We start from the raw sequence: 21,960 nt of genomic DNA on the forward strand, positions 1-21,960 counted from the left end.
ATCAGACCACCGCTGAGATGAGCGGCTCGCCGGCAAAGTGGGCGTCGAGATTGGCGACGACCAGGGCGCCCATGGCATTGCGGGTCTGGGTGGTGGCGCTGCCCATGTGGGGCGAGAGCACGACATTGTCGAGGGCGAAGAAGCCTTCGGGCATGGAAGGCTCGTTCTCGAAGACGTCGAGCGCCGCGCCGCCGAGGCCGCCAGACTGCAGCAGTTCGAGCATGGCGGGCTCGTCGACCAGGGTGCCGCGGGCGACGTTGACCAGGTGCCCCTGGGGGCCGAGGGCTTCGAGGACCTCGCGCGACACGATGCGCTCGGTGCCCTGGCCGCCGGGGGCGATGATGACCAGCCAGTCGCTGTCGCGGGCCATGTCGACCAGGCTGTCGTAAAAGACATGCGGCTCGGATGGCTGGCGCTTCCGGCCGTAATAGACCACCCGCATCTTCATGGCCTGGGCGCGGCTGGCGATTTCCTTGCCGATGCGGCCGAGGCCCAAAATACCGACGGTCTTGCCGGTGAGTTCGGAGAAGAGGCCCATATTGCCCGCGGGCCATTTGCCCTGGCGCACAAACTGGTCGGCCTGGGGAATTCGGCGAGCCAAAGCGATCATCAGGCCGATGGTGAGCTCGGCCACCGCGTCGTTGAGGACATTGGGGGTATTGGTGACGCGCACATTGGCGGCGCGAGCGGCATTGGTATCGATCGAATCGTAGCCGACGCCGAAATTGGCGATGATCTCGAGCGCGGGGAGCTGGCCGATCAGCTCGGCGCTGACGGCGCCGCCGGCAATGGCGCGGATCGAAGGGGCATGTTCGGCGATGAAGGCCGCCCGGTCGGCGGCCTCATGCAGCTTGTGCACGGTGAAGCGCTCGGCCAGAGCCGCCTCGCAGGAGGCGAGCAGCTTGTGGGTCTGGAGGATGGCGATGGCTTTATCGGTCATTCGGCGGGCTCGCAGCAGGAAAGGGTTGCCCAAGGCGGTACCATACAAGCGGCGGACAGTGGCGCAAATAGTTGGCCAAAGCGCGTGATCGGCTGGACGGGGCCGCGCAAACGTGTAGCAATGTGAAGGCGATGGGACGAGCCGCATAACCAGTCGGAGCACAATGGGCGATCAGCTGCCGTTTGACGAAATGTACGAAGCGGACGGCAGTGTCCGCGAACCCTATCGAGCGCTGGCGCAGTGGCTGGAGGAACAGCCCGACAAGGCGCTCAACCTGATGCAGTCCGACGCCGAGGCGATCTTCCGCAAGCTGGGCATTACCTTTGCGGTCTATGGCTCGGCCGAGGGCACCGAAAAGGTGATCCCGTTCGACGTGATCCCGCGCATCATCGCGGCGCAGGAATGGCGCAAGATGTCCAAGGGCATCGAGCAGCGGGTCAAGGCGCTCAACGCCTTTCTCTATGACATCTATCACCGGCAAGACATCATCAAGGCCGGCAGGGTGCCGGAAAAGCTGATCCTGCAGAACGCCGCCTTCTGCCCGGAAATGATGGGGCTGGAGCCGGCGCGCGGCGTCTATGCCCACATTATCGGCGTCGATATCGTGCGCACCGGGCCGGACGACTTCTTCGTGCTGGAAGACAATCTGCGCACCCCCTCGGGCGTCAGCTATATGCTGGAGGACCGGGAAGCGATGATGATCCTGGCGCCGGACCTGTTCCAGCGCCAGAAGGTGGCGCCGGTGGAAAACTATCCGGAAAACCTGCGCCGGACGCTCGAAAGCGTGGCGCCGGAGAATTCGGGTTCGTCGCCCAATATCGTGGTGCTGACGCCGGGCATCTACAATTCAGCCTATTTCGAGCACTCGTTCCTGGCCGACCAGATGGGCGCGACGCTGTGCGAAGGGCCGGACCTCTTCGTCGATGGCGGCAAGGTCTATATGCGCACCACGACGGGCCCAGAACGGGTGCATGTGATCTATCGCCGGATCGATGATGATTATCTCGATCCGCTGACCTTCCTGCCCGGCTCGATGCTGGGCGTGCCCGGCCTGTTCGACGCCTATCGCGCCGGCAATGTGACGCTGGTCAATGCGCCCGGGACCGGCATTGCCGATGACAAGGCGGTCTATACCTATGTGCCGGAGATCATCGAATTCTATCTCGGCGAGAAGGCCATTTTGCAGAATGTGCCGACCTATAACTGCACCGATGACGAGCAGCGCAACTGGGTGCTGGCCAATATCGGCGACCTGGTGGTCAAGGAAGTACACGGCTCGGGCGGCTATGGCATGATGGTGGGGCCGACCTCGACCAAGGCCATGCACAATGAATTCCGCAAGAAGATCGAGGCGCGGCCGGACAATTACATCGTGCAGCCGACGCTGGCGCTGAGCACCTGCCCCACCTATGTCAAATCGGGCATTGCGCCGCGCCATGTCGACCTGCGGCCCTATGTGCTGGTGGGCGACGAGGTGCGCATTACCCCAGGCGGGCTGACGCGCGTGGCGCTGGAAAAGGGTTCGCTGGTGGTCAATTCGAGCCAGGGCGGGGGCACCAAGGACACCTGGGTGCTGGAAGATTGACCATGCTGGGACGGACTGCACAAAACCTGTACTGGCTCAGCCGCTATGTCGAGCGGGCCGAAAACATGGCCCGCCTGCTCGAGGTCGGCTATCGCATGAGCCTGACATCGCGCCGTGAAGGCGGGGTATCGGAACACCTGGTCTCGATGATGCAGGCGGCCGAGGTCGACGAGGAATTCGGCAAGAAGGACCGCGTCGCCGATGTCGACACGGTGGCCCATTTCATGATGTTCGACCGGGACAATCCGAGCTCGGTGTATAATTGCCTGAGCTTTGCGCGCAGCAATGCGCGCTCGGTGCGCACCGCCATCACCACCGACATGTGGGAGGCGATCAATTCGGCTTGGCTCGAATTTTCCCAGATCAAGCCGCGCGATGTGCGCGGGGCCAAGCTGCTGGGCCTGCTCGAATGGGTCAAGGATATCGGGCATCAGTTCCGCGGCGCGCTGCTGGGCACGATCCTGCGCGATGACGGCTTTGCCTTCCTGCAGGCGGGCAATTTCATAGAGCGGGCCGACAATACGGCGCGCATTCTCGACATGAAATATTACGTGCTGCTGCCGCGCGCCAAGATGGTGGGCGGGGATCTCGACATCCAGCAATGGACGCTGATCCTGCGGGCGGCCTCGGCGCATCGCAGCTATCGGCATGTCTATCACGACCGCTACAAGGCGACCAATATTGCCGACTTCCTGATCCTGCGGCCGGAAATGCCGCGCTCGCTGATCTTCTGCGCGCGATATCTGGAAGACAATGTGGTGACGCTGAGCAAGCTCTATGGGCAGCAGCAGAGCTGCAATGAAGCGGCCAGCCAGCTGCGCGCCATGGTGGAAAACACCAATATGGAAGCCATCTTCGCCTTCGGCCTGCATGAATTCCTGACCGAATTCATGGCGCGGGCCGATCACGTGTCGAACACCCTGTCGGAGAGTTACAACTTTTATTGATGCGTATCACCATAGACCACCAGATGAGCATTACCCCGCCAGCCGGCACGGCCCATGCCGTGCTGCACCTGCTGCTGACGCCCACCAATGGCCCAACGCAGCAGATTGAGGACTGGACGGTCGAGATGGCTGGCATCGAGAGCGCGGCGGTGTTTGCCGATGCCTATGGCAACACAGTGCATCTGGTGAACCAGAGCCGCCCGGAAGGCACACTGGTGGTGCGCGTCAGCGGGACGGTGGTGACGACGGACCGGGCCGGCGTGCTGGGACGGCCGGGGGGCGAGCCGGTGCCGGCGCTCTACAAGCGGACGACGCCGCTGACCAAGGCCTCGGTGACGCTTTATGGCAAGTTTCGCGGCAGCAAGGACAGCCGCATCGACGTGCTGCATGCTCTGATGGCGCGGGTGGGCGAGACGCTGGGCGTGGACAGCGAGGCGAGCCAGAGCCAGATGTCGGCTGATGGCGGGCGGAGCCAGAGCCAGTCGAGCGGGGCGTCTCCCGCCGAGACCGCACCGCCGACGGCCAGTGCGCTGGTGCATCTGTTCATCGGCGGGGCACGGGCGCTCGACATTCCGGCGCGCTATGTGACAGGCTATGTGGCCGCCGAGCCGGATGGCGACGATGACCTGGTGGGCTTTCACGCCTGGGCCGAGGCCTATGATGAGGCGCTGGGCTGGATCGGCTTTGACCCGCTGCTGCAGATCTGCCCCAGCGACCGGCATGTGCGGCTGGCCGTGGGGCTGGACGAGAGCTCGACCGTGCCGATCCGCGTCGTGCCGGCCGGCGACGGGGTGACGACAATCGCGGTATCGGTCGAGACCGTCGGCTGAACGGGCGCAAACCCCTCAGCGGCATCAGAAGCGGTGGCGGATGCCGATGACCTGGGCGTTGGCGCCGTCGCCCATGCCACCCAGAGTGCCCCAGGCGCCGGAGCGGTGATGCAGCCGGACGAAGATTTCGGTATCGGGATTGTCGAGGCTGGCAAAGCTGATTTCGGGGGCGAGGAAGAACAGCACCGAGGGATCGCCCTGGCGCTGCTGGGCGCGTTCGGCCTCCTTGCCGATCGGGTTGGTAATGGCGCTCAGCCCGAAGGTGAAGGAGGGGGAGACGCGCAGGTTTTCGCCGAGATGGAAACCGTCATAGCGCGCCACCGCGCCGGCCCAGATCTCGCCACTGACATCGGTGCCACCGCGAAAGGCGACGCCCACCTCCGCACCCAGATGCCAATCGGGCAGCGGCTCGGCAAAGAAGTTCTGGTAGCCGGCGCCGAGCACGAAATTGTCTTCATAGCTGGCCGAGAGCGGCATGAAGGAGCGGTCGAAATAGGCGTCGGTATAGCGGCCGGCAAAGAGGAAGATCGCCTCATCGGGGGCCGGCTCCTGGGCGGAGGCCGGGACCGACGGCAGGCTGAAAACGGCCAGCAACGCACAAAAAGCAATGAGACCAGAGCGCAAAGCAGATCACCACTATCAATAATAGTGGCGGCTCAATGATTTGCGTGGCGCCGGGTTCCGCCGGGGGCGAAAATGTGATCGGCGCGGCTAGAGCGTGAGGATGTAAAGCCAGGCCGAAATGGTCAGCGCCGAGGCGACTGTGGCGATGAGGATGGTATTGGCGGCGACGCTGGTGCCGCGGTTGTAGTAGGTGGCAAAGACATAGACATTGACGCCGGCCGGCATGGCGGCGAGCAGGATGCCATAGCGCGCGATCTCCATGGGGACATGGAGCACCCAGATCATCAGCACATAGGCGATGGCGGGATGGACGATGAGCTTGATCAGCGCGGCGATCAAAGCCTGCTGCCAGTTGTCGGAGAGCTTGAACTCGTTGAGCGCGCCGCCAATGCCGAACAGGGCCGCCGGGACGACAGCCTGGCTCATCATGCGCAGGAAGGCATCGGCCGGCTCGATCAGCTGCAGGCCGGCAAAATAGCCGATCATGCCGGCGGCAATGCCCCAGATCAGCGGATTGGAGGCGACGCGCTTGCCGGCCGTCAGGAGGGTGCGGCCGAGCGAGGCGCCGTCGCGCCGCATCAGTTCCATGGTGACCATGCCGGTGGTGAGCAGGATGGCGCCATGGAGGCCAATGATGGAAAGCACCACGGGCAGGGCATCAACGCCATAGGCGCGCTGCATGATGGGCAGGCCGACCAGCACGGTATTGGTGAAGGTGCCGGAAAAGCCGACCGAGACGGCGATGCCGGGCGTGTTGCCGAAGAAGCGCAGGGCAATGACGATGCCCAGCACGAAGCAGAGCACGGCGCCGATATAGAAGGGGCCGATGATGGCGAGGTTGAAGGCGGAGGCGAAGTCGCTGGTGACCAGGGAATGGAAAAGCAGGCAGGGCGTCGCAAAATTGTTCACGAAAGCGATCAGGCTCTTGATGCCTTCAGCGGGGAACAGCTTGAAGCGCACGGCGCCAAAGCCAAAGGCCATCAGCGCGAAAATGGGCAGAATGACACTGATGATGGAGAGCATGGCCGAAGGGTTCCGGGGCCGGAAGACACCCTGCCCTACGCCGCGCCTGGGGCGGGGTCAATGCCGATCTGGTATGGTAGATTGGGCTCGCCGATGCCGCCGATAATCGAAACAGAATTGTTTCATTCCGAAATCAAAACGCGTACAAACGAAACCAACATAGGGTGAAGTCCATGAGCGTGAGCGGTAGCGTCGACATTTTCGTCATTGGTGGCGGCATCAACGGCACCAGCGTGGCCCGCGACGCGGTGGGCCGCGGTTATTCGGTGGCGCTGGCGGAGATGAACGACCTGGCCTCGGGCACCTCCTCGGCCGCCACCAAGCTGGTGCATGGCGGGCTGCGCTATCTCGAACATTACGAATTCCGCCTGGTGCATGAGGCGCTGGCCGAGCGCGAAGTGCTGTGGGCGGCGGCGCCGCATATCATCTGGCCGCTGCGCTTCGTGCTGCCGCATCACAAAGGGCTGCGCCCGGCGGTGATCCTGCGCGCCGGGCTGGCCATGTATGACTATATGGGCGGGCGACGGCTGCTGCCGCCGACCAAGACGCTGGACCTGCGCAAGGACGTGACCGGCAAGCCGCTCAAGCCCGGCTACAAGCTCGGCTTTGAATACTCCGACTGCTGGGTCGACGATGCGCGCTTTGTGGTGCTCAATGCCCGCGACGCGGCCGACAAGGGCGCGGCGGTGCATGTGCGCACCAAGGTGACGAGCCTGCGCCGCGACGCGGGCGAATGGATTGTCGAACTGGATGGCGAGGCCGGGCGGCAGACAATACGGGCAAAGCTGGTGGTCAATGCGGCCGGGCCCTGGGTGGACCAGGTGATCACCGGGGCGATGGGCAAGAATGGCGCGCATAATGTGCGGCTGGTCAAGGGCAGCCACCTGGTGGTGCACAAGCTCTATGAGCATGACCGCTGCTATATCTTCCAGAATGGCGACGGGCGGATCATCTTCGCCATTCCCTATGAGAATGACTATACGCTGATCGGCACCACCGACGAGGACTATGAGGGCGACCCCAAGGACGTCAAGATTTCCGAGGCGGAGACGGATTATCTCCTGAGCGCAGCGAGCGAATATTTCGCCAAGCCGCTGACGCGGACCGATGTGCACTGGAGCTATTCCGGCGTGCGGCCGCTGTTCGACGATGGCGCCAGCGCCGCACAGGAAGCCACGCGCGACTATGTGCTCAAGGTGGATGGCGACGCGGCCACGGGCGCGGCGATCAATGTGTTTGGCGGCAAGCTGACAACGTCGCGGCGGCTGGCCGAGTCGGTGCTGGAAAAGATCGAGGATGTGCTGGGCAAGAAGGGCGCGCCCTGGACCAAGAAGAGCACCCTGCCCGGCGGCGATTTCGAGCCGCTGGCGTTTGACGCGGAAGTGCGGCGGCTGGGCAAGGATTATGGCTGGCTGCCCAAGGCGCTGGCGCATCGGCTGACCCGGCTCTATGGCACCAAGGCGCGGGTACTGCTGGGCGCGCGGCAAGATATCGAGAGCCTGGGTGTGCATTTCGGGGCGGACCTCTATGCGGCCGAGGTGGACTATCTGGTGGACCATGAATGGGCGCGCACGGCAGAAGACGTGCTGTGGCGGCGCACCAAGCTGGGCCTCAAGGTGGGTGCCGAGGATGCGGCCCGGCTGGAAGATTATCTGGCGCGCAAGGCGCACTAGCCACGTGCTATTCCCTTGCCGTGATGGGCAGGGTTAGGGTGGGCTGAGGCCGGAACGCCGCGGCGCGGCCTACCCCCACCCTTGATCCCTCCCCACAAGGGGGAGGGAGACGACAGAACCGAGAATTCGGCAGGCGAGGAGACATTGATGAGCGGTTATATTCTGGCCATCGACCAGGGCACGACATCGAGCCGGGCGATCGTGTTCGCCGGGGACCGCAGCATTGCCGGGGTGGGGCAGAAGGAATTCACCCAGATCTTCCCTAGGGATGGCTGGGTCGAGCATGATCCGGAAGAAATCTGGGAAAGCGTGCTCTGGGCGATCAAGACGGCGCTGAAAGAGGCCGGGATCACGGCCAGTGACGTGGCGGCCATCGGCATTACCAACCAGCGCGAAACCACGCTGATCTGGGACCGCCAGACCGGCAAGCCGATCCACAATGCCATTGTGTGGCAGGACCGGCGCACGGCGGCGCACTGCGCCTGGCTCAAGAGCGAGGGGCATGAGGCGCTGGTCACCGAGAAGACCGGCTTGCTGCTCGACCCCTATTTTTCCGGTACCAAGATCGAATGGCTGCTGAAAAATGTCGCGGGCGCGCGGGAGCGGGCCGAGGCGGGCGAGCTGGCCTTCGGCACGGTGGACAGTTTTCTGATCTGGCGGCTGACCGGGGGCAAAAGCCACGTGACCGACGCCACCAATGCGGGCCGCACGCTGCTGTTCGATATTGCGGCCAATGACTGGGACGACGAGCTGCTGGCGCTGTTCACAGTGCCCAAGGCGCTGCTGCCCGAGGTGCTCGACTGCTCCGATGATTTTGGTGTGACCGATGCCGCGCTGCTGGGCGCCGCCATCCCGATCCTGGGCGTGGCGGGGGACCAGCATGCGGCAACGATCGGCCAGGCCTGTTTCTCCCCGGGCATGTTGAAATCGACCTATGGCACGGGCTGCTTTGCGCTGCTCAATACCGGGCAGGACATGGTGCGCAGCCAGAACCGGCTGCTGACCACCATTGCCTATCGGCTGGACGGGCAGACGACCTATGCGCTGGAAGGCTCGATCTTCATTGCCGGCGCGGCGGTGCAGTGGATCCGCGACGGGCTCAAACTGGTCAAGCATGCCAGCGAGACGGGGCCCCTGGCGCGCACGGCCGACCCCAGCCAGAATGTCTATATGGTGCCGGCCTTTGTGGGCCTGGGCGCGCCATGGTGGGATGCCGATGCGCGCGGGGCGATCTATGGGCTGACGCGCAATTCGGGCCCGGCGGAAATCGCCAAGGCGGCGCTGGAAGCTGTGTGCTACCAGACGCGCGACCTGCTCGAGGCCATGCGCAAGGACTGGGGCGAGAGCGGACAGACGGTGCTGCGGGTGGATGGCGGCATGGTCGCCTCGGACTGGACCATGCAGTTTCTGGCCGATGTGCTGGACGCGCCGGTAGACCGGCCCAAGACGCTCGAAACGACCGCGCTTGGCGCGGCCTGGCTGGCCGGGTCACGGGCCGGGGTGTGGCCGGGCATGGACGAATTTGCCCAGAGCTGGGCGCTGGACAAGCAGTTTACCCCGAGCATGGACGCCAAGACGCGCGACGCCAAGGTGGCGGGGTGGAATGACGCGGTGAGAAGGACGCTGACGACGGGTTAGCGTTGGGGGGGCGTGGCGGAGATGGGGTGGATAGCAGGCTGACCGCCTTTGGGTCCGCGGGTCAAAGAGCAGCCGCCCGCTGAACTTTGGTGATATCCGGATTTGGGTTTGCTGTTAGGGACCGTAAAAGCCCCCTGCGGCTTAAGCTCAGAACGATAACTGCCTCCCATCAAACAATTTTTTGACCCAGTCAAATGGAATGGAGACACGCCTCCAAGGCGATACTTTACGAAACTTTAATACCGGCGAGGTATTAAATACTGAGCCTCAGTGATCGGCAAATGCGGCGCGCACCAAATCTAGTGATTTCCGCCGATAATCTGACGCGGGAGGTAGAATGAAACTCACAAAAACAATTTATGGCGCAGGTGGCATACTGGTCGCGGTCGCAGTAGCTGGGACCATTGCAAACTTCTTTATCGCTGGTGCCGCGCACGAGGGCGCTCGGTTAGCCCAACAGGACGCTGTGGCTTCGTTAACCGCCAGCCAACAGATTACAGCCGCCATCTACGACATTAAAATCGACATTGTGCAGGTCCAGCAGTGGCTGACCGACGTCTCGGCCACGCGTGGGCTGGATGGTCTGAATGACGGCTATGATCAGGCCAAGAAATTTGCAGACCGACTACCCGACGACGTGGCGCGCGCCAAGGCACTCGCTACAGATTTGGGCCAGGATGGACTGGTCGTTACACTCGATACCATCAGCACGCAGTTCGCTCCTTATTATGCAGCCGGCCAGAAAATGGCGGATGCTTACGTCGCCGGTGGGCCCGAGCAGGGCAACACCATGATGGGTCAGTTTGACGAAACTGCAAGCGCCGTTGGTGCATCGGTCGATGCGATGGTCGCAGCTCTAGATATCCTCAATGAGGAAATTCAAGGCACTTTGCGCGTGGAAGACGACGCCGCTGCGCAGTTGCAGCAGATCAGCACCTGGCTCGACTTTGCCAGCCATCTGGTGGCCGTGCTGGGCATTGTGGGTTTGCTGGCGTTTGTGGTCGACAAGTTTCGCCGCCTGCGCGATGTGGCCTTTGTCGCGACCGAAATCGCTGGCGGCAATCTCGATGCCCCCCGTCTTGGCAAGTCCAAATGGGATGAACTGGCCGCCGTGTTCAAGGCGATTGGTGTATTCCGGGACCAGGGCCATGAACTCAACGCCTTTAAGGAAGATACCGCGCGCCAGCTGCTGGTGGCCGCTGACAGCAATGGGCAAATCGACGCTATCGGTAAGTCACAGGCCGTCGTCGCCTTTGACACCCAAGGCGTTATCTTGGGCGCGAATAAGAATTTCCTTGATACGGTAGGCTATCGGCTCGACGAGATCGTGGGCAAGCATCATTCGATGTTCCTAGCCGCCGAGGACGGTCGCGCCCCGGACTATGCCGCCTTCTGGGAGCGTTTGCGCCAGGGCACATTCGATCAGGGCGAGTATCGCCGGATCAGCAAGACGGGCGAGGTCATTTGGCTGCAGGCCAGCTATAACCCAATTCTTGATCCCGGCGGCAGGGTGACCAAGATTGTCAAATACGCCTCCGACATCACAAAGCGCAAACAAGTGGTTACCCTGCTCACCGCTAGCCTGGAGCGGCTCGCCGAGGGCGATCTGGACGCAAGGATCGAGACGGTGTTCCGCGCAGACTTCGAGCCGGTTCGAGAGGCGCTCAACAGCACGGTTGACAGACTGACCAGCATCATCGGCCAGCTGCGCAATACATCGGGTTCACTCAAGACTGCCACGAGCGAAATCCTCAGTGGCGCCAATGATCTGAGCGACCGCACAACCAAGCAGGCCGCGGCGATCGAGGAGACCTCGGCATCAATGGAGCAGCTGGCCGCCACGGTCAACGCGAACGCTAAGCGAGCTGAACAGGCCAATGGCCGGACTAAGTCGGTGGCGCAGACGGCCGATGACACCGGCGAGGTGATGAGCCAGGCTACCGGAGCGATGGAAAAGATCACCAGTTCGTCGGCCAAGATCTCCAACATCATAGGGCTGATCGACGATATTGCTTTCCAGACCAATCTGCTGGCGCTGAACGCCTCGGTGGAAGCGGCCCGGGCGGGCGATGCAGGCAAGGGCTTTGCGGTGGTGGCCGTGGAAGTGCGGCGCCTGGCCCAATCGGCTGCCAGCGCATCGTCGGACGTTAAAAAGCTGATTGATGAATCGGCTGTGGAAGTCAGCTCAGGCAGCAGGTTGGTTGCAGAAGCTTCCACCAAGCTCAGTCTGATGGTGGACGGCGTGCGCGAGAGCGCATCGCTGGTACAAGCTATTGCCGAGGCCACCCATGAGCAGTCCAATGCCATTGCCGAAGTCTCCACGGCAATCCGCGAAATGGACGAGATGACTCAGCACAATGCGGCACTGGTGGAACAGACCAATGCAGCCATTGAGCAGACCGAGGCCCAGGCAGCCGATCTCGATCGCGTTGTGGACGTCTTCGTATTGCCCGGCCAAACCCGCGGGTCACGTGGTATGGTAGCCCACCCGATCCCGTCACCGTCTAAGGCCAATACACCTCGCCAGATGACATCCCGGACACTCCAAACGCACGGTAATGCAGCTGTAAAGCAGGACTGGGCAGAATTCTAGAATAGGCGCCGTTGGCAGACATCGAAGCGTCGCGGCTTGACTGCGGCGTTTCTTTTTCAGGCTGTTGCAGAAGCGGTTCTGATAGCATTTTCAGCAGACGGGTAAGACTTTGGCCGGCATGCAGTCGCAAACCAAACCTCGCAATGAAGTGTGCCTATGACCGCAAAGTGATGACACTGGGCGAGCCGCTAATCAACGTCTGCTTAAGGGTATTGGCAACGTTGGGCTTAGCGGCTGAAATGGGGTCGATAGCGACTGTTTAGCCGCTCCTGCCGGGCGGGTGCAGATGGTAATGGGACTGGGCGCCTCAAGCGCGCAGCTCGCGCCGGCGTCCAGCCTATTGGTGTCCCAAACAGTGTCGGCGGCAGGCGGGCGCTATCGCACGCCCGCCTATTGGTTCTACTGCACGGAACTGATCGGCGTTGCCGCTGGTGCGGTCGCCGCAACAGAGGTTTCGGGAAGCGAGGTGATATCAACCTCGGCCAGCCGGTCCGCGCAAAGGCCTGCGGCGCCATCCACCGGTTCTTCACGATCTCCGAATGTGACCCAGCCTGCCTCCTCAAGTGTCCCGTCGCGGCTGTAGGTGCTTTCTTCGATCAGCGCTGTCAGGCTGACCCTTGCATCGGGAGAAGCAAGATAGCGTTTCACGCAGATATCGGCCGCCAACTCGGCGACGGCTTGTTCCGCTGTCAAATCGGCTCTTTCCTGAGCCGAACCACCAGTGACCCAGCCGCCCCAGCTAAACCCGATCACCATTGTCGCCACGGCACATGCCGCGCCTGTCCAGAAAAGCGTTGCCTTGCCGGCTTTAAAATCACGAAATTTTTCTGAAACGGACATCGCTGCCTCCAATCAAATGTGTTTAAGGCCTTGGCCCCTTGATGGCGGCATTGTGTCATATCTACGGCTGATGCGCGAATTTCCAATATACTTCTATATTTGAGATTTATAAATCGACCAACTGATAATAAACTCTGGAATTTTTACCGATTGAATGCAAAATATATTATGTAAGCGCCTGATTTTTATTTGACTTGAATTATACTTCATTCTCACAAAAACGTGACCGCACTTTGCAGTTCATAGTTTTTGAGGCGCGATGTCGACAATTGCCCACAAGAATGGCGGGACGGCCAATGGCCTCAACTCCCGCAACCCTGCGCGCAAACGCTCGAACCTGACAGCTGGCACCGCGCCGGCGATGTCCGCTTTCAGACAGCCGTGCCCTGAGCATGGGGATTGAACAGGCGTTGGAAACCGACGTCCCGCGTCTCGCTGGACCAGGCTTGTCCGGTGGGCAAGCACCACCCACCCCTCACCCCGCGCGGAGCCAGGGTTGGAAGCTGCCGCCGGCGATCATGGCCCAGTAGAGCTTGCCGCTGGAGCTGCGGGCGGCGGCGAGGCCGAATTCGATGAACTTTTCGTTGAGCAGGGTCGAGCGGTGGCCGGACGAATTCATCCAGCCCTCGATGGCGCCGGGCAGGTCCTTGTAGCCCTTGGCAACGTTTTCGCCGACGGCGCCGATATAGCCCGCCGCGGTGACGCGTTCGCGCAGGGTGACGCCCAGATCGTGGCTGAGCGTATCCTTGCTGGCCATGAGGCGCGCCTGGGAGCGGGCGGCATTTTCGAGCACGGGATTATAGGTCCAGGGACCGGCGCCATTGGCGGCGCGCACGGCATTGATGGCGAGCAGGATCTCGGTATCGGTGAGAGTCTCGGGCGTGCTGGCCGATTTGGGCAGGACGGGAATGGTGGCCGAACAGGCGGCCAGGGCCGCGGCGGCGCTAAGGATGAGGACGGAGCGGCGGGTCAAGTCGAGCATCAAGCAATTCCTGTGGCACGCGGTTTGTGGCAGAATAATTGTGGCGCTTTGGAGTCGCGGCACTGCGCAACACCGCGATATTGCGCAGGGGGCGTTGCCAGTCCATGAAGATCGTCTGGGAAAGCTGGCAGTTCTGGGCCCTGATGTCGGCGGGCTTTGCAGCACTGACCGCGATCTTTGCCAAGATCGGCATCGAAAACATCAATTCCGACTTCGCCACGCTGGTGCGCACCTGCGTGATCCTGCTGGTGCTGGCTGCAATCGTTGCGGCGACGGGGCAGTTCCAGCCGCTCGACAGCATTTCGAGCAAGACCTACGTCTTCCTGGTGCTGTCGGGCCTGGCGACGGGCGCCTCCTGGATCGCCTATTTCCGCGCGCTCAAGATCGGCCAGGCGGCGCAGGTCGCGCCGGTGGACAAGCTCAGCGTGGTGCTGGTGGCGATCTTTGGCGTGATCTTCCTGGGCGAACGGCTGAGCGCTCCCAACTGGCTGGGCGTGGCGCTGATCATGGCCGGGGCGGTGCTGGTGGCCTGGCGCTAGGCCTGATCATAGGCGCTGAGCAGCAGCGGCAGCATGGTCAGTTGCCAGGTGATCGCTTCGCCATCGGCCAGCGACCAGCAGGCCGACAGGGCGGCATGGGCGCAGGCCCAACCCAGGATGCGCTTGCGATCATGGCCGAGCCGTTCGGCGATGATATCGGCCAGGGCCGCAATGCGCCGCGGATCCTTGACCTGATCGGGCGCGCCGACCGGGTTGATGAAGGCATTGGCCAGTTCATAAGCCGGATCGCCGAGCAGGCCCTTGGGGTCGATGGCCAGCCAGCCGCGATCGGAGGAGAGGATATTGTCATGGTGCAGATCGCCGTGCAGCGGAATCTGCGCGGTGGGGCGATCGAACAGCTTATGGGCAATGCCGGCGGCCCGGGCATACATGTCGCGGGCGGTATGGGGCCAGATGCGCACCTCGGTATCGAACAGCGCCTGAAAGCGTTCGCGCAGGGGCAGCAGGAATTCGGGCGCTTCGCCGCGCGGCCGCTGCAGACCGGCAACCAGGGTACAGAGCGCGATGCTGGCCTGGTCATCATGGCCGGCCCGCACGGCATCGCCCAGGGTGCCGCCATCAAGCCATTCCATGAAAATGGTGTCACCATGGATCTCAAAGATCGTGGCGGCGCCCTCCCCGCCATACCATTCCAGCAACTGGGCGCCGCGCCGCTCCTCGACGGCGCCAAGGGGCTTGAGAATCTTGAGCACGGCAAAGTTGCGCCCGTTCTGTTCGACCCGGAAGATTGCGCTGCGGCTGCTGTCGGCGATCGGCGTCGACTTGGTCAGCGACCAGCGGATCATGGCGCGGCTGAGCGCGGTTTCGACAGGCGACTGATTCATCATGGCGGCCATTAGATCAGAAGCAGGCGCCCGATTCGACTGGCAGCAGGGCGACCGGCGGAAAGTTGATGCCTTATGAGCCCCAATTGGTGGCTTTTGACACAAAAGCAAGCATAGCGCGCGAAAGGGCTGGGCCCGAAAGGCTTGTTAAGCAGGCGCGGGCGCATGATGGGGGCTTGCAGAGGCATGACCTGGGGAGGGCCTTCCATGACGAACCAAGAGTATAGCGAGCCGGACAGGACGACCAGCAGCGACGCCATCCAGGGCGGGCCCGGACTGTTGCGACAGCTCGGCAATGGCCTGGGTGGGCTGGCCGTACTGCTGCTGACCGGGCTGATCCTGATGATCGTGGTGGTGTTGAAGTCGCGATAGGGGCAGCCCCCACCTATCCTCCCCCTGAGCAACCGTGTTTGCGGTCAAGCTGTGTTGGTGTGCCAGGGGGTGTTGTTGGCAAGGACGGCATTGGCTGTCGTGATGAGTTTGCGCATGGCGGCGACGATGGCGAGCTTTCCCGGTTTGCCCTGGGCGCGCAGCCTTTTGTAGAAGTCGCGGATGGGCGGGTTAGCACGGATGGCCGACAGGGTGGCCATATAGAGAGCGCAGCGCACCGAGAGGCGTCCGCCGGCGATATGGGCCTGGCCGCGCATCTCACCACTATCGCGGTTGAAGGGGGCGACTCCGGCCAAGGCGGCCGCCTGCTTGTTGCCGATGCCGCCCAGCTCGGGCATTTCGGCCAGCAGCACGGCGGCCGTAGTCTGGCCGATGCCGGGGATGGTGGTGAGTAGTTCGGCCCGGCGCCGTAGCGTCGCATCGCTATCGATCTGGCGGGTAATGGCCCGATCCATCTCGCCGATCTGGCTGCTCAAGAAGCCTATATGAGCATCGATGCTGGCTTGCGCCAGCGCAGCTTCAGGGTGCTCGCGACGCTGCTTTTCCATGGCCAGCATATCCACCATCTGGCGGCGCCGGCGCACCAGATCGGCCATTTCCACGGCATTTGGATCGTAGAGGGGGTCGGGATCTGGGTGCATCAGGTGAGCGAAGCGCAGGATCGCCGCGGCGTCAATCGCATCGGTCTTGGCCAGCAGCCCGTCGGCCCGAGCCAGATCGCGCACCCGGCGCGGGTTAATCGTGCTCAGCGCGATGCCATGCTGGCTGAGCGAGCGGGCCATCAGCCGCGTATAGCTGCCGGTGGCCTCACAGACCAGATGGGGCCGGGTCAGGCTGGAGATCTTTTGCACCAACCGAGCCATGCCAGCCGGATTATTGGACACGCGCAACCTGCTCGAGCCGGTGATGGCCAGATCCAGGTGCTTCTTGGAGACGTCGACACCAACATAGTCTGGGGAAAAAATCATGATCGCTCTGCCTTGTATGCGGGCATGTCGCCCAACCAACCGTTCGAGACAGTCAAGATGGGCCGGACGCGTCTGCTCAGGGGCGAGCTTGCTGGCTCTTGGGGGACACACGCTATCCAGCCCGGGAGCCCGGTAAACCCAAAGCTCCCAGGCCGATCATCGCCAATCACGGCCTCCAAGCAAACATACAAGGGGGAGGGACAGATCGAGTTTGACGAACAACCTCACCCAACCCACTGCGCGGTCCCTCCCCCTCAGGGGGAGGATAGGTGGGGGTCATAAGACCTACTTGATGCGATAGGCGTCCTTGGCGGCCTGGTAGCTGAGGTGGCTGGCGATGTCGGCGGCGGTGGAGCGGGTCAGGCGGTTTTCGCCGACCCAGCGGCCGAGGAAGCCACAGACTTCGCGGCGCCAGACGTCGTGGCGGGCGGGGATGGAGAGCAAAGCCCGCGTGTCATCGTTGAAGCCGGCAAGATTATAGAAGCCGGCGGTTTCCACCACCTGGTCGAGATAGCGGCGGATACCCTGCGGGCTATCATGGAACCACCAGGGCGGGCCGACCATGAGGCTGGGCCAATAGCCGGCCATGGGGGCCAGTTCGCGGGCATAGGTGGTTTCGTCGAGCACGAACATGATGAGGCGCAGATTGGGCGCGTTGCCGCAGCGCGACAGCAGAGCGCGCAGACCGTTGACGTAGTCGGTGGTGCCCGGAATGTCGGCGCCCAGATCGGTGCCACGTTCGGCCAGCAGCAGCGGATCGGTATTGCGGCGCGAGCCGGCATGGATCTGCATGACCATGCCATCCTCGACGGCCAGGAGCGCCATTTCGGTCAGCATCTGGGCGCGGAACAGCTCGGCATCTTCGGGCGTGTGCTTGTTGGCCAGCACGCGGTCGAGCAGAGCCTGCTTTTCCACCAGCGGCAGGTCGGCGGTATTGGCACTGGGCACGCCATGGTCGGTGGCGACGGCGCCATATTGGCGGAAGTAAGCGCGGCGGTTGCGGTGGGCATTGATCAGCCCGGCCCAGGAGGACACGTCCTCGCCGGCCAGCTCGCCGAACCTGAGCAGGTTTTCGACGATGGCGGGACGGCTCGGATCGGTGACGTCGTCGGGGCGATAGGTGGTGCGGACGCGGCCGATATAGCCGTCGGCGGCCATCTTCTGGTGATGCGGCAGCGTATCGAGGGCAAACTCGGTGGTGGCAATGACTTCCACCCTGGCGCTGTCGAGCACGGCGCGTGGCAGCAAAGCTGGCGTGGCCAAAGCGGCGTCGATCCGGTCATAGATGGCGTCGGCCGTGGAAGCCGAAAGCTCTTCCTCAATGCCGAACGTTCCGTGCAGCGCGTGGTCGATCCAGGTCTTGGAGGGGGTGCCGGCAAAGAGATAATAGTTGGCGGCAAAGAGGCGCCAGGCGTCGCGGCCCTGGGCGACCGGCTTGCCATCCTTGCGGGGCACGCCGAGGTCATCATAGCTCAGGCCGCGGCTGCGCAGCATGCGCAGGACATAGTGGTCGGGCGTGAGGAACAGGCTGGCCGGATCGGCAAAGCGCTGATTGTTGGCGAACCAGGACGGATCGGTATGGCCATGCGGGCTGATCAGCGGCAGGTCTCTGACGGCAGCATAAAGCTCGCGCGCGATGGACTGGGCGGGCTCGGATGCGGGCAGCAGGCGGTCTGGGTGCAGATGGGTCATGGCGTTTTCTGCCATGATCCGCGGCCGGAATCAATCATCTTCCATACAAGATCAAACTCTGTGCCCTTTTATGTAAATTAACCCCGTTAAGAGGATCGCATTCGTCGCCGACGGAAGCGGGATTACCCTCTGAGGACGGGGTGAGAAGAGCGCAAAGCGGCGACCCACGAGCACGCCGATCCATGACGGATCGGCCGGCAGAGGGACGATTGCGATGGCACAACTGGACATTGAGCATGCGCGAGACGGAATGAGCCACACGCGGCTGCAGGCGCGACAGGCGGGTTATGTGCATCACGCACAGATCATGCTGGTGGCGGCGAGCCTGGCGGCGGCCGGCATCGTGGCGGTTGCCGCGACGATGATGACAACTCTGCTTTAGACAGGACGGGCGCAAGTCCTTACTGTGCGGCCGGGGAGAGCCGGCCGCCATGCGTATTCTGCTTGTTGAAGACAATGAAGACCTGGGCGAGGCGATCGAGAAGCGCCTGCGCAGCGCCGGCCATTCGGTGGAATGGGTGCGCGACGGCAATGACGTGGTGCCCACGGCCGAGGGCGATGACTTCGATGCGGTGGCGCTCGACCTTATGCTGCCCAATCGCGACGGCATCAGCCTGATCGCCGAATTGCGCCGGCGCAAGTTTGCCGCGCCAATCCTGGTCATTACCGCCCGCTCGGAAATCGACGACAAGGTGAGCCTGCTCGACCTGGGCGCGGACGACTATCTAGTCAAGCCATTCGACCTGCGCGAGCTCGAGGCGCGCTTAAGGGCGCTGATCCGGCGCACCGGCGGGCAGACCACGAGCACGCTGGCGGTGGGGAACCTCGAAATGGACCTGGCCGGGCTCAATGCCAGTGTCGACGGGCGTTCGCTGGAGCTGGGGCGGCGGGAATTCAGGCTGCTCGAAATCCTCGTCACCCATGCCGGCAAGGTGGTGCCCAAGGAGCGGCTGATGAACCAGCTGTTCAATTTCGACGAGGCGGTGTCGGTCAATGCGCTCGAGCTGCATATCTCGCGGCTACGCAAGAAGCTCGAGCCGGCCAATATCGAGATCGGCACGGTGCGCGGGGTGGGTTACGTGGTGCGGGCCCCGCATGGGTAGAGACCGCTTGGAAACTCTACTGCGTCGGCCAACTGTCGGCGTTTTCTCCGCTTCCGGTGCTCACGTACACATGTACGCTGCGCTCCGGTTCTCGAAAACACCGACATTTGACTCGCCGCAGCGAATTTCGAAACGGTCTCTCACCACGACCACCGCGCGCCACCCTCCCCGCGAGGGGGAGGGTGCCCATCTCAATTGCGGAGGCGGCGGTGCCGGTCGGTAAGTCGTTTTCGATCCGCCGGCGCATCCTGGCGCTGGCTTTGGTGCTGCTGCTGGCGGCGGCGGTGGTGCTGATCGTGTTTATCCGCGACTATGCCGAGCGCTCGGCCGACCGGGCCTTTGACCGGCTGCTGGCGGCCTCGGCCCTGACCATTGCCGGGGCGGTGCAGGTGGAGGGCGACACGGTGATCGTGGAGCTGCCCTTTGCCTCGTTCGGCATGTTTTCCGGGCGCGACCGGGTATTCTATGCGGTGGAGACGCCGGGCGGGACGGCGGTGACCGGCTATGCGGACCTGTCGGCCGACCTGCCGGAGCTGACTTCGGCGGGGCCGGTCTTTGCCGATACGATGTATCGCGGCGAACTGGTGCGGGTGGCGAGCGTGGGACGGCTGACCTCGTCGGGCGGGGACGCGGACTGGGTGACCATCCATGTCGCGGAAACCCAGAGCGAGCGCGAGGCGCTGGCGGCGGAAATCCTGGGCAATGCCATCGTGCCGGTGGTGGCGCTGACGCTGCTGGCCATTGCCCTGGTCTGGTTCGGCATCGGACGGATGTTTGCGCCGCTCTATCAGCTGGAGCAGGAATTGCGCGGGCGGGCGCCCGATGACCTGTCGCCGGTCACCGTGCCGGTGCCGGTGGAGGTGAGCCAGCTGGTGAGCGGGCTCAATGCCTTCATGAGCCGGCTGGGCAGTGCCATGGAGCGGGTGACCGGGCTGGTGGCCGAGGCGGCCCATGAGGTGCGCACGCCGCTGGCCTCGCTGCGGGCGCAGGCCGAGGTGGCAATGGATGAGCAGGATCCCGAGGCGTTGCGCCGCAGGATCGGCCGCATCCACCAGGGCGCGGTGCAGGCCAGCCAGCTGGTGAGCCAGCTGCTGATGGAGGCGACCATTACCCATCGGCTGGAAAACCAGGAGAGCGATGCCACGGTGCTGGGCGCGGTGGTGGAGGAGGTGCGGCAGCGGCTGGACCCCGACCAGGCGCGGCGGCTGGTGGTGGCCATGGACACGGTGGCGGCCGAAGCTGCCATCCGCGGCGACCGGGTGGCGCTGCGCGAAATGGTGCGCAATGTGGTGGACAATGCCCTGGTCTATTCGGATGGCGTGGTGGAGATCGATGGCACGGTGACCCAGGGCATGATGACACTGGCGGTGCGCGACCGCGGCCCCGGCATTGCCGATGGCGAAAAGACCAGCGTGCTGGAGCGGTTCAAGCGCGGCACGGCCAGCGGCAGCAGGGCGGGGTCGGGGCTGGGCCTGTCCATCGTCAAGCGCGTGGTGGAAGCCCATCGCGGCGCGCTGCGGCTGAACGACCGACCGGGCGGCGGGCTGGTGGTGGAAATCGACCTGCCGACCGTCGGGCGCAATCCCAAGGCCGAGCAGATGCGCAAGGCACTGGGGAGCCTGTCGGCCCTCGTGGTGTGCCTGATGCTGGCGCAGCCGCAGGAGGCCCAGGCCGCCGCCACGACCTATCCGGCACGCGATGGCAGCAGCGACAGGGTCCTCACCATTGTGGGGGTGACCGACACGCCGCTCTTCGCCCAGTTCATCGCCGGCTTCCAGGGCCTGCATGGCGGGGTGACGGTGGTCTATGAGGAGACGGACTCGCTGCCGCTCTATGAGCGCTATCTGGCTGGCACCATGGACCCCAAGCCGGACCTGCTGATCAGTTCGGCCGCCGACCTGATGATCAAGCTGGCCAATGACGGCCATGCCATGGCCTATGAAACGCCCTGGCTGGGCGCCCTGCCCGACTGGGCGCATTGGCGCAATGAGGTGTTCGGCTTCACCTTCGAGCCGGCGGTTATCATCTACAATCCCGACCTGATCGCAGCCGAAGAGGCGCCGCGCACGCATTTGCGGCTGGCCGAAATGCTGGAGAGCCAGACCGAGCGCTTCCGCGGGAAAATCGCCACCTATGACATTGCCCTGAGCGGGGTGGGCTATCTGCTGGCGGCGCAGGACCAGGTGATCTCGTCGAACTTCTGGCGGCTGGCGGCGGCCTTTGGCCGGGTGGAAGCGCAGTTCAGCGGCTCGAGCCCGGCGATCCTCAATGGCGTGGCCGACGGCTCGCTGGCGCTGGGCTTCAACGTGCTGGGCTCCTATGCCTTCGGGCGCAAGGCGGCGGGGGCCAATATCGACATCGTGGTGCCCGATGACTATGTGCTGGTGCTGACCCGCGCCATGCTGATCCCGCGCGATGCGCCGTTTCCCGAACTGGGCAAGGACTTTGTCGATTTCGCGCTGTCGCCGGCGGGGCAGAGCATTGCCGCGGGGCAGACGGCGCTGGGGGCCGTGGTCAGCGGCACGCGGGGGGAATGGACCAGCGAGAGTATTGCCGGCCAGGGGCGCGGGGTGATCCAGCCGATCGGCCTGGGACCCTCGCTGATGGTCTCGCTCGACCAGCAGCGGCGGAAGCGCTTCCTCGATACCTGGAACGAGATCGTGTCGCCGGGGCGCTAGAACAATTCACCGCGTCTTTGACGCGGTAAAATGTTCCAAGTCCTTGTTGGTCGCGTTTTCGAACCGCAAA

The 21,960-nt window shown here is 63.5% G+C and carries 19 protein-coding genes; 11 read left to right on the plus strand and 8 right to left on the minus strand.

The features are described 5' to 3' along the window. Position 1: 1 nt before the first annotated feature. Positions 2–940 carry a 2-hydroxyacid dehydrogenase gene (locus GDR53_RS04270; protein ID WP_193336854.1) on the minus strand — a complete coding sequence of 313 codons (939 nt, stop codon included), beginning with the start codon at positions 938–940 and terminating at the stop codon, positions 2–4. Between the two features lie 163 nt (positions 941–1,103). Between GDR53_RS04270 and GDR53_RS04275 the strand changes: the two genes are divergently transcribed. Genes GDR53_RS04275 through GDR53_RS04285 form a run of 3 tightly spaced genes read left to right on the plus strand, consistent with a single transcriptional unit; the run spans position 1,104 to position 4,302 of the window. Then, entirely contained in the window at positions 1,104–2,525 is a 1,422-nt protein-coding gene (locus GDR53_RS04275) for a circularly permuted type 2 ATP-grasp protein (RefSeq protein WP_193336855.1), read from the plus strand. Positions 2,526–2,527: 2 nt separating this feature from the next. Next, the gene (locus GDR53_RS04280; RefSeq protein ID WP_193336856.1) at positions 2,528–3,472 is read left to right on the plus strand and encodes an alpha-E domain-containing protein; all 945 of its coding nucleotides are present in this window, start codon (positions 2,528–2,530) and stop codon (positions 3,470–3,472) included. Next, the gene (locus GDR53_RS04285; RefSeq protein ID WP_193336857.1) at positions 3,472–4,302 is read left to right on the plus strand and encodes a transglutaminase family protein; all 831 of its coding nucleotides are present in this window, start codon (positions 3,472–3,474) and stop codon (positions 4,300–4,302) included. Before GDR53_RS04280 ends, GDR53_RS04285 begins: the two co-directional genes overlap by 1 nt. A gap of 24 nt (positions 4,303–4,326) precedes the next feature. Here the strand turns inward: GDR53_RS04285 and GDR53_RS04290 are convergent, their stop codons facing one another. Together GDR53_RS04290 and GDR53_RS04295 are read right to left on the minus strand one after the other, a co-directional pair. After that, positions 4,327–4,926: a hypothetical protein gene (locus tag GDR53_RS04290; protein ID WP_193336858.1), complete on the minus strand. Its 600-nt coding sequence runs from the start codon at positions 4,924–4,926 to the stop codon at positions 4,327–4,329. Positions 4,927–5,013: 87 nt separating this feature from the next. Beyond that, complete coding sequence (locus tag GDR53_RS04295) at positions 5,014–5,949, minus strand: AEC family transporter (protein WP_193336859.1); 936 nt, start codon at positions 5,947–5,949, stop codon at positions 5,014–5,016. A 173-nt stretch (positions 5,950–6,122) separates the two neighbouring features. Between GDR53_RS04295 and glpD the strand changes: the two genes are divergently transcribed. From glpD to GDR53_RS04310, 3 genes are all read left to right on the plus strand, one after another. Continuing rightward, complete coding sequence (gene glpD / locus GDR53_RS04300; RefSeq protein WP_193336860.1) at positions 6,123–7,622, plus strand: glycerol-3-phosphate dehydrogenase; 1,500 nt, start codon at positions 6,123–6,125, stop codon at positions 7,620–7,622. A gap of 147 nt (positions 7,623–7,769) precedes the next feature. Continuing rightward, positions 7,770–9,260, plus strand: coding sequence for a glycerol kinase GlpK (glpK, locus tag GDR53_RS04305; protein ID WP_193336861.1), 1,491 nt, complete (start codon positions 7,770–7,772; stop codon positions 9,258–9,260). 337 nt (positions 9,261–9,597) lie between these two features. Then, on the plus strand, positions 9,598–11,853 hold the full coding sequence (locus GDR53_RS04310; protein ID WP_232846726.1) for a methyl-accepting chemotaxis protein: 2,256 nt from the start codon (positions 9,598–9,600) through the stop codon (positions 11,851–11,853). A 399-nt stretch (positions 11,854–12,252) separates the two neighbouring features. Here the strand turns inward: GDR53_RS04310 and GDR53_RS04315 are convergent, their stop codons facing one another. Then, positions 12,253–12,693, minus strand: coding sequence for a hypothetical protein (locus tag GDR53_RS04315; protein ID WP_193336862.1), 441 nt, complete (start codon positions 12,691–12,693; stop codon positions 12,253–12,255). 475 nt (positions 12,694–13,168) lie between these two features. Beyond that, positions 13,169–13,675 (minus strand): CAP domain-containing protein, encoded by a 507-nt coding sequence (locus GDR53_RS04320; protein WP_193336863.1) that lies wholly within the window; start codon positions 13,673–13,675, stop codon positions 13,169–13,171. Between the two features lie 104 nt (positions 13,676–13,779). Between GDR53_RS04320 and GDR53_RS04325 the strand changes: the two genes are divergently transcribed. Then, positions 13,780–14,214 carry an EamA family transporter gene (locus GDR53_RS04325; RefSeq protein WP_193336864.1) on the plus strand — a complete coding sequence of 145 codons (435 nt, stop codon included), beginning with the start codon at positions 13,780–13,782 and terminating at the stop codon, positions 14,212–14,214. On the opposite strand, the gene GDR53_RS04330 is transcribed toward GDR53_RS04325, so the two are convergent. Continuing rightward, positions 14,211–15,059: an aminoglycoside phosphotransferase family protein gene (locus GDR53_RS04330; RefSeq protein ID WP_210321387.1), complete on the minus strand. Its 849-nt coding sequence runs from the start codon at positions 15,057–15,059 to the stop codon at positions 14,211–14,213. The two genes, GDR53_RS04325 and GDR53_RS04330, sit on opposite strands and share 4 nt — an antisense overlap. A 207-nt stretch (positions 15,060–15,266) precedes the next feature. Here GDR53_RS04330 and GDR53_RS04335 point away from each other — a divergent pair, with 207 nt between their 5' ends. Then, the gene (locus GDR53_RS04335) at positions 15,267–15,431 is read left to right on the plus strand and encodes a hypothetical protein (protein WP_193336866.1); all 165 of its coding nucleotides are present in this window, start codon (positions 15,267–15,269) and stop codon (positions 15,429–15,431) included. Between the two features lie 44 nt (positions 15,432–15,475). Here GDR53_RS04335 and GDR53_RS04340 read toward each other — a convergent pair whose 3' ends face one another. Both GDR53_RS04340 and uxaC read right to left on the minus strand, forming a co-directional pair. Next, positions 15,476–16,417, minus strand: a complete 942-nt coding sequence (locus GDR53_RS04340; RefSeq protein WP_193336481.1) for an IS110 family RNA-guided transposase — start codon at positions 16,415–16,417, stop codon at positions 15,476–15,478. 285 nt (positions 16,418–16,702) lie between these two features. After that, positions 16,703–18,109 (minus strand): glucuronate isomerase, encoded by a 1,407-nt coding sequence (uxaC, locus tag GDR53_RS04345; protein ID WP_193336867.1) that lies wholly within the window; start codon positions 18,107–18,109, stop codon positions 16,703–16,705. A gap of 214 nt (positions 18,110–18,323) precedes the next feature. Here uxaC and GDR53_RS04350 point away from each other — a divergent pair, with 214 nt between their 5' ends. The 3 genes from GDR53_RS04350 to GDR53_RS04360 all read left to right on the plus strand — a co-directional run bounded on the left by GDR53_RS04350 (position 18,324) and on the right by GDR53_RS04360 (position 21,890). Next, positions 18,324–18,491, plus strand: coding sequence for a hypothetical protein (locus tag GDR53_RS04350; protein ID WP_193336868.1), 168 nt, complete (start codon positions 18,324–18,326; stop codon positions 18,489–18,491). A gap of 49 nt (positions 18,492–18,540) precedes the next feature. Then, positions 18,541–19,212, plus strand: a complete 672-nt coding sequence (locus tag GDR53_RS04355; protein ID WP_193336869.1) for a response regulator transcription factor — start codon at positions 18,541–18,543, stop codon at positions 19,210–19,212. 182 nt (positions 19,213–19,394) lie between these two features. Then, complete coding sequence (locus tag GDR53_RS04360; protein ID WP_210321388.1) at positions 19,395–21,890, plus strand: sensor histidine kinase; 2,496 nt, start codon at positions 19,395–19,397, stop codon at positions 21,888–21,890. Positions 21,891–21,960: the final 70 nt, after the last annotated feature.

It is taken from the genome of Devosia beringensis (assembly GCF_014926585.1).
In the GTDB taxonomy this organism is placed as follows: domain Bacteria; phylum Pseudomonadota; class Alphaproteobacteria; order Rhizobiales; family Devosiaceae; genus Devosia; species Devosia beringensis.